The sequence below is a fragment of the Vibrio sp. MACH09 genome, from assembly GCF_033238805.1.
Classification (GTDB): Bacteria; Pseudomonadota; Gammaproteobacteria; order Enterobacterales; family Vibrionaceae; genus Vibrio.
Window position 1 is genome coordinate 1,573,117 of record NZ_BSFZ01000001.1, and the last position, 12,517, is coordinate 1,585,633.

General features: G+C 40.5%; 14 protein-coding genes. 10 read left to right on the forward strand and 4 right to left on the reverse strand.

What is annotated here, in order from left to right:
* Positions 1 to 51 precede the first annotated feature (51 nt).
* From rpmI to CHJ_RS06970, 5 genes are all read left to right on the forward strand, one after another.
* Positions 52 to 246, forward strand: coding sequence for a 50S ribosomal protein L35 (gene rpmI, locus CHJ_RS06950; protein ID WP_171754616.1), 195 nt, complete (start codon positions 52 to 54; stop codon positions 244 to 246).
* Positions 247 to 283: 37 nt separating this feature from the next.
* Positions 284 to 637, forward strand: coding sequence for a 50S ribosomal protein L20 (gene rplT, locus CHJ_RS06955; protein ID WP_171754615.1), 354 nt, complete (start codon positions 284 to 286; stop codon positions 635 to 637).
* Between the two features lie 196 nt (positions 638 to 833).
* Positions 834 to 1,292, forward strand: coding sequence for an IS200/IS605 family transposase (gene tnpA, locus CHJ_RS06960; protein ID WP_317917278.1), 459 nt, complete (start codon positions 834 to 836; stop codon positions 1,290 to 1,292).
* Between the two features lie 209 nt (positions 1,293 to 1,501).
* The gene (locus tag CHJ_RS06965; protein ID WP_171754614.1) at positions 1,502 to 1,879 is read left to right on the forward strand and encodes an MmcQ/YjbR family DNA-binding protein; all 378 of its coding nucleotides are present in this window, start codon (positions 1,502 to 1,504) and stop codon (positions 1,877 to 1,879) included.
* 71 nt (positions 1,880 to 1,950) lie between these two features.
* Positions 1,951 to 2,145 (forward strand): DUF1289 domain-containing protein, encoded by a 195-nt coding sequence (locus CHJ_RS06970; protein WP_317917279.1) that lies wholly within the window; start codon positions 1,951 to 1,953, stop codon positions 2,143 to 2,145.
* Between the two features lie 61 nt (positions 2,146 to 2,206).
* Here the strand turns inward: CHJ_RS06970 and CHJ_RS06975 are convergent, their stop codons facing one another.
* Both CHJ_RS06975 and CHJ_RS06980 read right to left on the reverse strand, forming a co-directional pair.
* The gene (locus CHJ_RS06975; protein WP_171754612.1) at positions 2,207 to 2,389 is read right to left on the reverse strand and encodes a hypothetical protein; all 183 of its coding nucleotides are present in this window, start codon (positions 2,387 to 2,389) and stop codon (positions 2,207 to 2,209) included.
* 376 nt (positions 2,390 to 2,765) lie between these two features.
* The gene (locus tag CHJ_RS06980) at positions 2,766 to 3,005 is read right to left on the reverse strand and encodes an RNA recognition motif domain-containing protein (protein ID WP_171754611.1); all 240 of its coding nucleotides are present in this window, start codon (positions 3,003 to 3,005) and stop codon (positions 2,766 to 2,768) included.
* Between the two features lie 208 nt (positions 3,006 to 3,213).
* Here CHJ_RS06980 and CHJ_RS06985 point away from each other — a divergent pair, with 208 nt between their 5' ends.
* From CHJ_RS06985 to pheT, 3 genes are all read left to right on the forward strand, one after another.
* Positions 3,214 to 4,326 carry a GGDEF domain-containing protein gene (locus tag CHJ_RS06985; RefSeq protein WP_171754610.1) on the forward strand — a complete coding sequence of 371 codons (1,113 nt, stop codon included), beginning with the start codon at positions 3,214 to 3,216 and terminating at the stop codon, positions 4,324 to 4,326.
* Positions 4,327 to 4,738: 412 nt separating this feature from the next.
* On the forward strand, positions 4,739 to 5,722 hold the full coding sequence (gene pheS, locus CHJ_RS06990) for a phenylalanine--tRNA ligase subunit alpha (protein ID WP_317917280.1): 984 nt from the start codon (positions 4,739 to 4,741) through the stop codon (positions 5,720 to 5,722).
* Positions 5,723 to 5,739: 17 nt separating this feature from the next.
* Positions 5,740 to 8,142 (forward strand): phenylalanine--tRNA ligase subunit beta, encoded by a 2,403-nt coding sequence (pheT, locus tag CHJ_RS06995; RefSeq protein ID WP_171754608.1) that lies wholly within the window; start codon positions 5,740 to 5,742, stop codon positions 8,140 to 8,142.
* An 88-nt stretch (positions 8,143 to 8,230) separates the two neighbouring features.
* Here pheT and glgC read toward each other — a convergent pair whose 3' ends face one another.
* The gene (gene glgC, locus CHJ_RS07000) at positions 8,231 to 9,484 is read right to left on the reverse strand and encodes a glucose-1-phosphate adenylyltransferase (protein ID WP_171755081.1); all 1,254 of its coding nucleotides are present in this window, start codon (positions 9,482 to 9,484) and stop codon (positions 8,231 to 8,233) included.
* A gap of 903 nt (positions 9,485 to 10,387) precedes the next feature.
* Here glgC and ihfA point away from each other — a divergent pair.
* On the forward strand, positions 10,388 to 10,684 hold the full coding sequence (gene ihfA, locus CHJ_RS07005; protein WP_171755080.1) for an integration host factor subunit alpha: 297 nt from the start codon (positions 10,388 to 10,390) through the stop codon (positions 10,682 to 10,684).
* A gap of 66 nt (positions 10,685 to 10,750) precedes the next feature.
* Here ihfA and CHJ_RS07010 read toward each other — a convergent pair whose 3' ends face one another.
* Positions 10,751 to 11,521, reverse strand: coding sequence for a phosphoribosylglycinamide formyltransferase (locus tag CHJ_RS07010; RefSeq protein ID WP_317917281.1), 771 nt, complete (start codon positions 11,519 to 11,521; stop codon positions 10,751 to 10,753).
* A 251-nt stretch (positions 11,522 to 11,772) separates the two neighbouring features.
* Here CHJ_RS07010 and CHJ_RS07015 point away from each other — a divergent pair, with 251 nt between their 5' ends.
* Positions 11,773 to 12,429 (forward strand): thiopurine S-methyltransferase, encoded by a 657-nt coding sequence (locus tag CHJ_RS07015; RefSeq protein WP_317917282.1) that lies wholly within the window; start codon positions 11,773 to 11,775, stop codon positions 12,427 to 12,429.
* Positions 12,430 to 12,517 lie beyond the last annotated feature (88 nt).

Here is a 12,517-nt window from a genome sequence, read left to right on the forward strand (position 1 = left end):
TCGCCCTAATTACTATGTTTATTAACAACTAACAATGCGGAGTTCTTCATCATGCCTAAGATGAAAACCAATCGAGGTGCTGCTAAGCGTTTTAAGAAAACAGCTGGTGGTATAAAGTTTAAGCACGCTACAAAACGTCACATCCTGACTAAGCGTACTACTAAGAACAAGCGTCAACTACGTCCTAACGCAATCCTTCCTAAATGTGAAGTGGCTGCTGTTATTCGTATGTTGCCATACGCTTAATTCTTTTTAGTTTATTTAATAGTTTAGGAGAGACATAATGCCTCGCGTAAAACGTGGTGTACAAGCTCGTGCATCTCATAAGAAAGTTCTAAAGCAAGCTAAAGGTTACTACGGTGCACGTTCACGTGTATATCGTGTAGCTTTCCAAGCAGTTACTAAAGCTGGTCAATATGCATACCGTGACCGTCGCAATAAAAAGCGTCAGTTCCGTCAACTATGGATCGCTCGTATTAACGCTGCTTCTCGTCAAAATGGTCTATCTTACAGCCGTTTCATTAACGGTCTTAAGAAAGCATCTATCGAGATCGATCGTAAGATCCTTGCTGATATCGCTGTATTCGACAAAGCTGCTTTTGCAGTTCTAGTAGAAAAAGCGAAAGCTGCTCTTTAATTAGATGCAGTTATACAGACTTTTAAAAAAGAGACCTTAGGGTCTCTTTTTTTTGTATATAGAAAACCCCCAGCTAGGCTGGGGGTTCCGTTAAGCTTACAGCTATAAGTCAGTTATAAAACCCCTTTCAATTTGTTAAAAACACCTTGTGGTCTGGCAACTACAAGAGTTAAACAAAAATTGAAAGGGGGTCCCAATGGGGGACGAAAAGAGCTTAGCGCACACGCGCTGGAATTGTAAGTATCATGTAGTCTTCGCACCGAAGTATAGAAGACGAGTGTTCTATGGAGAAAAGCGAAGGGTTATAGGAGAGATATTAAGAAAGCTATGTGAATGGAAAAATGTGAACATTATTGAAGCAGAGTGTTGTGCAGATCATATCCATATGCTTTTAGAAATACCGCCCAAAATGAGTGTTTCATCGTTTATGGGATACTTAAAAGGAAAAAGCAGTTTGATGCTATATGAGCGGTTTGGAAACATGAAGTTCCAGTACAGAAACCGAGAATTTTGGTGTCGAGGGTACTATGTAGATACAGCTGGTAAAAACACCCGCAAGATACAAGATTACATAAAGCATCAACTAGAGCAGGATAAAATGGGAGAGCAATTGTCGATCCCGTATTCAGGTAGCCCGTTTACGGGTCGCAAGTAACAGTAATATGCAAATGTCAGATCATTATGCGCCTGTTAGGGCGCTGCCAGTAGGAGAGCCTTATAGGCGCATATGAAAAACCTCCGGCTATGCCGGAGGATGTTTTTTTTGTGTAAAAATTAACTTTTTGCTTATGATTAGTCTGATTGGTATATATTTGTGATTGGAACAAACGTCATGTTGAGTAGTGATAATAAGGATGCAAAACGATGACATACGACGAGTTTAATCAATATTGCCAGTCTTTATCGGCGACGAGTTACGTAATGCAGTGGAATGATTCTCATGTTTGGAAAGTTGGTGGGAAAGTATTTGCCATAGGTGGATTAGGCCCAGATCAACAGCCAGCATTTATTTTTAAAACGTCAGATCTCAATTATCAATTTCTAGCGGATCAATCGGGCTATAAGCCTGCACCTTATTTTGCTTCGAGAGGAATGAAGTGGATCCAACATTATGAAAGTAGCGAAGAGACAGATGAAGAGCTGATATATTATCTAAATGAATCATATCGGTTGGTATCGTTAGGGCTGACAAAAAAGTTGCAGAAAGAGCTGGGATTAAACCAGCCGTCGCAGAATGATTAAGTTAGATTGGCAACGTTGGGCGAATGATGAGACGAGTCATTTGCAATTATTTATCTCAATAGCAGAGTAATATGGTCAATCAAGAGCAAGAAATGGCGCAGTCGCCTTGTATTCGGCACTGCTGCTTAGATCAAAATGACAGATGTGTTGGCTGTTTTCGAACGCTCGACGAAATTACTGCTTGGCGTTCATTTAGCCAGCAACAAAAATTAGCGGTATTGCATGAATGTGATAAGCGAAAGAAACTAGCTGATGCAGGGTTTTAAGTGTTGTTGAGTGCTGGTAGTTAGAATACCAACACTCAATTCACCGATCATTAGCTGAAGGTTAAACGATATTATTTATCATCTCTACTAACTCATTTTCAGTTGTCGGCATCTTTGCCAGCTCAATGGATGGAGAAGCTCCACCTTTTAACATATAAACTGTGGTTGTACAGTGGTCGTGGTGAAACCATTTTCCATTAATACATACATCTGTATAACACTTTGGGTCTTGTTTTAGTTCCATACGACACTCCTTTGCTTTTACCGTTGTGTAACTAGCTGTTAACATATTACGTATTGTTGTAACGACAATATGATCTAGATCAATTCATGTTACAAATTACCTATAAAGGACTAGTGGTTTTTGTCTTTTTGGTGACTTGAGTAGGCACTGATTTGAAAGCATGGTTTTAAAAGGTTAGTAACGTAGAGTAGGGTATAACAATGGATATCGTGCTCTGGATAACTTTAGGAGGATATATTAAATGAAAATGTTATGGTTAAAATTATTGGTAACCGTGCTGCTATTTGCGGCTCTTTTTGCTGCGGTATATTACAAGGTAGCAAGTGGCACAATGTAACGTCAGTAATTGCCTCTACTGACGTTATTGTCCTCAGTGTTAGCGGTTAGCTAATTTTACTCGAATCTTACTTTTTGCCACCTCGGTTAAGTTAAGAGCTGAGATGGCCGCAGTAGCTTCATCTTTCTCTGGCATCTCAACAAAAGCAAATCCTTTTGATTGTCCGGTTTCTTGATCAAGCACTAAAGTGCACTCTTTAACAGAACCGTGAGCGGAGAATAATAGACGAATTTCGTGTTCAGTTGTTGCGCGAGAAAGGTTGCGAACTAAAAGTTTCATATAAAACCATAAGATATTGGGATTCGGGCTAGATTGTCTCAATATATCGGCAGTAAACCAAGCAGAGAATGCAATTAGGTAATATTCTTAACAGTTTCAGAATATGAACTAGGATACATGTCTATTTTCTATGACTAAACTAAAGTGTTATCAGTACGTTGTATTATATACTTAAATGCATAGTAGAGTCATTTCATAGGTAACCTGCATGAAGTCATTTCAATGGGATAAGAGCTTTGAAACAGGAATAGATGAGGTTGATGAACAACATCTCTATCTAGTTGAGTTGCTTAATAAATATGGTGAACTTACCAATGAAAATGACTTTTCGTTGGAGGATGCAAAGCAAGTGTTGGTTGAGTTGTCAGCGTATACATCTTATCACTTTTACCAAGAAGAGATGTTAATGAAGAGAGCTGGAATTTCGCAGCAGCACTTTCAAGAGCATCACGCTACTCACCAGAAATTCATTAGAGACTTAAATGAGTTTGCTGAGGCTGTGTCGGATAACCGAGACAATTTATCTCAATCCTTATGGGATTTCTTAGCACAGTGGTTGGTTTATCATATTTTAGGCAGTGACCAAAATATGGCACGACAGATTGCAGCAATTGAGCAAGGTGTTGATTCTGACTATGCTTATGAAATGGGGGAGCGAGAACATGACGAAGCAGTTGGCCCACTGTTGAAATCACTAAAAGCTATGTTTGAACAAGTGTCAGAACGAAACAAACAGCTCGTCCTGCTTAATCAATCATTAGAAGAGAAGGTGAGGCAGCGCACTGAACAACTTTCTCTCGCAAACGAGAAGCTACAACGACAATCTTTTACCGATGTACTAACCCAATTACCCAATCGACGATTTGCTATGCAAGAGCTGTCTCAGCAGTGGGATTTTGCTCAGGAGAACGATAGCGATTTGGTCTGCATGATTATTGATGCTGATAAATTTAAGCAAGTTAATGATAATTGTGGCCATGATGCGGGAGACTCGGTACTGATTAAACTGGCTAAAGAATTGCAGTCGGGCTTTAGGCAAGTTGATACGGTATGTCGGCTTGGTGGTGATGAGTTTATTGTGGTTTGCCCTAACATAGATCTTAATAACGGCATGAAACTAGCACAGAAAGTGCATCGCCAGATTCAGTTAATTAGAATGGAGTACGATCAGTATTGTTGGCATGGCAGTATTAGTGTTGGGGTGAGTTGTAGAACGGCACAAATGAAAGATCTCAGTGAGCTTATTAAGCTTGCTGATGAGTCTGTATATAAGGCAAAAGATTGTGGTAAAAACTGCGTTCGTTCTGTTCAACTCGCTTAACGGCAAAGACGACACTAAAAACCAAAGGGCCCATGATTGTGGCCCTTTTTTCATTTTCGCTTCTCTACCATTTAACTCATCATCTGGTTATCCAGCACGAGTTATCTAGTTTTGAAATGCAGGAAATTGGCCGATGTTTTTCTGAAGCTTAAGCTATGGAGATCGACTTATAGCAAGGCAAAACCTTTCTAAAGTAGCGTTTTACCCAGAGCTTGTTTAAAAATTGTGGTTTTTTTAAGCAATAACACGCTTAACTACATATTCAGATTGGCAATATCGTTTGGTTTGATTACTATGTACAGCTATTCAAATACTATGTACTAGGCGTGTTGACCTTTCAAAATGAAAGCGCCATTTTGAAAGAGCAAAACGCCTTAATTATGGACACTACCCTTGGGTAGATGAGGAAAAGATGCAACATCTACAAGAAATTATATCTAACGCACAGCTTGCGATTGAGTCTGCTGATTCGTTAGTCGCACTAGACGAAGTGCGAGTTCAATTTCTAGGCAAGAAAGGCGAGCTAACCGCTCAACTTCAAAGCTTAGGTAAACTTCCACCGGAAGAACGTCGTACTGCTGGTCAAGAGATCAACAAAGCGAAAGGTGTCGTTCAACAGGCAATCGCTGCGAGAAAAGAGGCATTGCAACGCGCAGAGCTTGAAGCAAAACTTGCTGCGGAAACGATTGATGTCACTCTGCCAGGTCGTCGTATTGAGAACGGTGGTTTACACCCTGTTACTCGAACCATCGAGCGTATCGAAAGTTTCTTTGGTGAACTAGGATTTACTGTAGAGTCTGGCCCTGAAATTGAAGATGATTTTCATAACTTTGATGCTTTAAATATTGCCGATGACCATCCAGCACGTACTGATCACGATACCTTTTTCTTTAATCCTAAGTTAATGCTTCGTACTCATACTTCTGGTGTTCAAATCAGAACGATGGAAGAGCGTCAGCCACCTTTGCGTTTTATTGCTCCAGGTCGTGTATATCGTAACGATTATGACCAAACGCATACACCAATGTTCCATCAGGTTGAAGGAATGTTAGTGGATGAAAATGTGAATTTTGCCCAGTTGAAGGGTATTCTTAATGACTTCCTTTGTAACTTTTTTGAAGAAGATCTAGAAGTCCGTTTCCGTCCTTCCTACTTCCCATTTACTGAACCATCAGCGGAAGTTGATGTTAAAGGTAAAAATGGCAAATGGTTAGAAGTACTAGGCTGCGGCATGGTACATCCAAATGTATTGCGCTCTGTTGGCATTGATCCTGAAAAATATTCAGGCTTTGCGTTTGGTATGGGTGTAGAGCGCCTAACAATGCTTCGCTACGGCGTTAACGATCTTCGTGCGTTCTTTGAGAACGATCTTCGTTTCCTTAAACAGTTCAAGTAATTCGAGGTAGTCGAACAATGAAATTCAATGAATCATGGCTACGTGAGTGGGTTAATCCTGCGATTACTACAGACGAGCTAACACACCAAATCACAATGGCTGGCCTAGAGGTCGATGACGTATTACCCGTAGCTGGAACGTTTAGCGGCGTAAAAGTCGGTCAAGTGGTGGAGTGTGGTCAACACCCAGATGCAGATAAACTACGAGTGACCAAAGTCGATGTTGGTGAAGAAGAGCTTCTTGACATCGTTTGTGGTGCTCCTAATTGTCGTCAAGGTATTAAAGTTGCCGTTGCTACTGTTGGAGCGGTTTTGCCGGGTGATTTTAAAATCAAGAAAGCTAAATTACGTGGTCAACCATCTCACGGCATGTTGTGTTCTTTTACTGAACTAGGTATTGATGTTGAGTCTGACGGTATCCTTGAGCTGCCAGTCGGCGCCGAGATAGGTACTGACTTCCGCGAGTTCTTAGATCTTAACGATGTAACGATTGATGTCGATTTAACCGCTAACCGTGCTGACTGTTTTAGTCTTCGAGGTTTAGCTCGTGAAGTTGGTGTTCTTAATCGTGAAGAAGTGAAAACGCCAGCTTTTGATGCGGTTTCTTCTTCTATTGATGACACGGTTGCGGTTGAAGTGAAAGCTGCCGATGCCTGCCCTCGTTACTTAGGACGTGTGGTGAAAAACGTGAATGTAGCGGCTGAGACTCCTATTTGGATGCAAGAGAAGCTGCGTCGTTGTGGTATTCGCTCTATTGATCCTGTTGTTGATATCACTAACTACGTTCTGCTTGAACAAGGCCAACCAATGCATGCTTTTGATCTTGATAAGATTGATGGCGGAATTGTGGTACGTCTGGCTGAGCAAGGAGAGAAACTCACCTTGCTAGATGGTAATGAAGCTGAGTTAAACAGCGATACATTGATCATCTGTGACCATAAAAAACCTTTAGCCATTGGTGGTGTATTTGGTGGTGAAGGTTCTGGTGTAACAAGTGCTACCCAAAATGTACTACTGGAGTGTGCGTTCTTTGCGCCTGATGCTATTCGTGGACGTGCTCGCAGCTATGGCTTGCACACAGACGCCTCTATGCGTTTCGAGCGTGGTGTCGATTACTCTCGTCAAACCGAGTGTATGGAGCGTGCGACTCAATTATTGGTTGAGATTTGTGGAGGTGAAGCGGGACCTATTGCTGGTTTCGAATCTCAAGATGACTTGCCAAAACCGAACACAGTTTCACTACGTCGTAGCAAGTTAGATGCACTTCTTGGTCATGAAATTAGCTCTGAAGATGTTGTAGAAATTCTAACTCGTCTTGGTTGCCAAGTATCTGAAACAGAACAAGGCTGGAGTGCGGTATCTCCTGCATGGCGTTTTGATATTGCTATCGAGCAAGATTTAATTGAAGAAGTAGGTCGTATCTATGGATACGATAACATTCCAAACCAAGCACCTGTTGCTGCGTTGAGCATGAACCTACATAAAGAGGTTAATCAACCGCTAAAACGTGTTCGTGATTTGCTTGTAGATCGTGGTTATCACGAAGCGATCACGTATAGCTTTGTAGAACCAGAGCAGCAAAAATTACTTGTGCCGGAAATAGAGCCTTTGATTTTGCCGTTCCCAATCTCTGCCGATATGTCGGCGATGCGTCTAGGTCTTATGCAAGGATTGTTAAATACCGTTGTGCATAACCAAAAGCGCCAACAACCACGTGTTCGTTTGTTTGAATCAGGTTTACGCTTTATTCCTGATGAGCAAGCTGAAAACGGTATGCGACAAGAGCAAATACTTGCAGGGGTTATTGCTGGAACTCAAAGCGAAGAGCATTGGGACATTGCAACTAAGACTGTTGACTTCTTTGACCTGAAAGGGGATTTAGAAGCAGTATTAGAACTCACGGCGAATGAAAACAGTTACTCTTTCAAGACAACAAAACACCCAGCATTACATCCTGGTCAGTCTGCGGCTATTGTCGTTGATGCAGGTCTGGAAACGGAAAGAGAAGTAGGTGTTATTGGTACTGTTCACCCAGAACTAGAGCGTGCATTTGGCCTAAATGGTCGAACTATCATATTCGAAGTTGAATGGGATGCCATTAACCAACGTGTTCTTCCTGAAGCTGAAGCGGTATCTAAATTCCCTGCTAACCGTCGCGATATTGCGTTGGTTGTGGATGATAGCGTGCACTCTGGTGATGTTGTTGCGGCATGTTTGTCAGCCGGTGGTGCATTATTAACGGATGCTAAACTATTTGATGTGTATGTCGGTAAAGGCGTAGAAGAGGGCAAGAAGAGTTTAGCTATTGCTCTTACACTACAGTCGGTAGAACGCACTTTAGAAGAAGCCGATATCGCAGGTTCGGTTGATGCCATTGTTGCATCTGTTGCGGATAAGTTTTCAGCAGCACTACGAGACTAGTCTGATATGAGGTACTCAGTTACCTCATGTTTGTCAGATAATAGAGAGTAAAAAGGGTTCTTTCGAACCCTTTTTTATTACTGTTTATTTACTTAAACATTTCAGAAGTTACCAGAATTACGCCTGTATCGCTTACAGTGTATTTCTTCTTATCCTCTTCAAGGTTTTCGCCGATCACTGTTCCATCCGGAATGTAACAATCTTCTCCAACAATAACTTTGGTTAAGCGACAGTTTCTACCTATATCTGAGTTAGGTAACAAAATACAATCTTTTAATGATGAGTAGCTGTGTACTCGCACATTAGCGGAGACCATACAGTGTTCTAGCTTGGCACCTGAAATAATCGTACCTGCTGACAATACTGAATCTACAGCATATCCGCGGCGGCCATCATCGTTAAAGACAAACTTGGCACCAGGACGTTGATATTGGTTAGTGATTACCGGCCAGCTATGAGAATAAAGATCTAACTCAGGGTCAGGAGAGAGTAGATCCATTGTCGCAGCAAAGTATTCATCCAAGTTACCCACATCGCGCCAGTACGCAGTTTTTCCAGGGTGGCCATCTTCGGTAAAGACGTAACCATAGACATTATGTCTTCCCAGAAGTCCAGGAATGATATTGTGGCCAAAGTCATGATTGTATTCAGGATCTTTTAAAGCATTAACCAGTTCTTCTTCAAGTAGGTCAGTATTGAAGATATAGATACCCATAGAGACGAGCGCTTGAGTAGGGTCGTTAGGGTCTGACATTGGGTTTTCAGGTTTTTCTACAAAGGTTTTAATTTCACCAGTTTCGTTGATGCCCATAACACCAAAAGAAGATGCTTCTTCGATCGGTTTATGAATACACGCTACTGTTACCGCTGCATTGTTCTCAACATGAAAGTTCAACATACGGGAGTAGTCCATTTTATAAATATGGTCTCCCCCAAGAACAAGAACTCGGGTAGAGCCCTGTTTTTTGATTAGATCTAAGTTTTGGTACACTGCATCAGCAGTACCTCTGTACCAGCTATCGCCTGTGCGTTGTTGTGCTGGAACGATATTAACGCCTTCTCCCATTGCTGGAGACAAAATTTGCCAACCCGCTTGTAGGTGGTCGATAAGGTCCTGAGCCATATATTGCGTTAAAACGCCTACTTTTCTGATGCCCGAGTTAATACAATTTGAAAGTGTAAAATCGATTATTCGAAACTTTCCGCCGAATGATACGGCAGGCTTCGCATTGTTACTTGTCAATTCTTTTAGACGTGTTCCTTTGCCTCCTGCCAAAATTAGTGCACTTGTCTCTCTAACAAGTTTGTTGGTATCAGCATGCGAATAGTTGTTACTTGACATAAATTTAAAGCCCTATAAATCGTGTGGAATATTGGTTGTAGTAGTAACTATTAGAAGCTAGCGAATAGTGGCTACTACAGTATATAAACTACTATGAATAGGTAGGTGCAATTGTCGTGTTAGTCACTGATTGAGTAAGAATTTGGTAAACTTTATGTTGTTTATGATGTTCATCACTAAATCGATTTACTATTCTGCACCTAGCTAAGATCACGGTATCTGTTTTACGAGAAAGAGCCAGACTCTGATCAACATTATTTTCTTAAGGCTATTGATGTAACGACATCGTTACTCTGCGAAAAAGTAGCAATAGGGTAAAAGTTAATTATTGTTTTCATATACTCGGTGACCTCAAAGTGCCGGATTCAGAGTGGCATCAACAGGTTCAGTTCAAGAAAGATAATCGAAGGAATGGTATCCCTTTGCAAGGTTATCTGACGTAGAAATGGACATCTTGATGAGCCCCCAAAGAGCGAGTATTTTTAGAGGTATTTACCTGCATAATATTGCATTGTAGATAATTCATATATTTGAATAAACTAAAATACTCCAATAACTTAACATAAAATCATATGCAAGATCATGAATTGATTGAAAAAAATTAATATCTCACTCATATTTACGATAATGGATTTTTATGTCCCAATTTTCCTATTTATAGATAAATATGCTGATTTTACTGATAATCCTGTAAGTAAAACCTTATAATTATTTGCATCAATTAGAAGGTTTAGGAGGATAAGTAAGAAAAATAACAACTTTTGAAATAAAAAAATTGGCGAAAATCATAAGGTTGGCATACACTTCACTTGATATTGCCAATAATCGTTATTGGTTATTAATTTTACGTTTTGGCGTTGCAATTTTGCAGCAATGTTTAACACAGCTTTGAGGGAAGTTTGTATGGCGCTCACAAAGGCCGATTTGGCTGAGAACCTGTTTGAAAAACTTGGATATAGTAAACGGGATGCCAAGGAAACGGTTGAAGTTTTTTTCGAAGAGATTCGCAAGGCTCTCGAAAGTGGCGAACAGGTCAAACTATCGGGATTTGGTAATTTTGATCTAAGAGAAAAAAGCGAAAGACCAGGTCGAAATCCAAAAACTGGTGAAGACATTCCAATTACTGCGCGACGTGTTGTTACTTTTCGCCCTGGGCAGAAATTGAAAGCCAGAGTCGAGAACATAAAAATCGACAAGTAGCCGTTTAAAAAGACCACCATTTGTGGTCTTTTTACTTTTAGGCTAATTGGTTTTGCGGTTTAACTGTTAGGCGGCCACTAGGTGCGTGGTAATGTAGGGCTGCCAAGCTTGTTGATATAGCTCTACAGATTGTCTACGCAGTTGTGCTATTTGGGTGGATTCAAACTGGTTAATGTCACGCTTTTCTGCTTGAGCAGTACGCTCTATCTTCTGAATAACCTCATATAAATCATGCTCTGGTCCACTTTTTACTTTTTCAATTTCAGATAAATGAAGCTGAACTTCCGCAATAATTTTTGATTCAGGTAACTCAACAAGAATATTTAAATCCCGGTATCCAGATGCCGCTGGCGATTTAAAGCGGTTCTTTACCGCCACCACTTTTGTTTGCTTGTTTATATTTTCATAAGCAGTAACTAAACCTGCAACGTCATCTGCAATAATAGTGGCACGTGCCAAATCGGTTATTTTATTTACTTCTCCTGATAGATCGGTGTTGATTTTTTCTTTAGCTCGCTGCTCGGATTTGATACCAGCAAAGACGGCCTGACTTTGAGATAGAAGTGAAGTACTCATACAGATCGTTTCTAGCTCTTGCTGTGCGATAGCTGCGTGGCTATATAGAGCATCAAACTCGTTGTATGGTTGGATAGCATGAGTTTTGAAAGACTCAATTTTATATAAACCGCTCAGGCTATGTTTGAATAGCGTTGGATTTATTTGATCTTGTGTTTGTTTTTGCTGGGATGGGCTTTGAGATACTGGATTATTAGCCGCTAGCGCCGGAGTACGGCTAAGCACTAACATAGTCAGAATAGTTCGTAAAATTACGCTCATTAAAACTCCTTTAGAGTAGATATTTCCTCAGTAAAACGGAGTGTTAAAGGAACTGAGAGGTTATCAATCTAAGCGTTTTATCGCGTACAAAGTAGATATTAGGGCATATATAAAAAATCCAAGAGTCAATTTGCATAAATTTACAATTGGTTTGACATTTGTCACAAAGAAAAATCCTTTATATCACTTGCATTGTGGTCTCTCTTAGGAGAAATTTACATTGTATTGATAATTATTATTAGTTGAGATTTATGGAAGATAGAGAGTTCTGGCACAACAAATGGGCAAGTAATCAAATTGGTTTTCATTTAGAAGATGTTAATCCTCTGCTTATCCAGTTCTGGAGTGAGCTGAAAGCAGAGATAAGTGACAAAGTGCTGTTACCTTTGTGCGGTAAAACAGAAGATCTTGTTTGGCTAGCAACAAAGCATAATAAGGTCATTGGGATTGAGTTGAGTGATATTGCTGTTCGTTCTTTTTTCGCCGAACATTTTTATACGCCAACAGTGACCCAACTGAATGCTGATCAGCAACTTTATCAATTTGATGAACTGTCGGTTTATGTTGGTGACTTTTTTAATATGCCAATAGAACCTGTTGATATTGTTTATGATAGAGCGTCATTAGTGGCTTTACCTAAAGAGATGAGAGAAGAGTACGCTGAGCGAATCAAAAGTATGTTGAGTTCTAATGGGCGAATATTACTTGTTACCCTTGAGTATGTGCAGGAAGAGCTTAGTGGCCCACCTTTTAATGTCTCCACTGAAGAGGTTAAACGTCTGTTTGATGGTTATACCATCACAGAACTAAATCGAGATATTGCCGATGCTTCGCACCCTAAGATAGCCAAAAAAGGCTTGAGTCGTTTTGCAGAAGTTGTATGGCTAATTGAGTCACCAGAACGATAATCGTCAGCGAAAAACTTCTTTAATGCTGTTTAAACGCGATTTATCCAGCGCCACTTATTATTCCGTTGGAGATAAGTGGCGCTCTGCA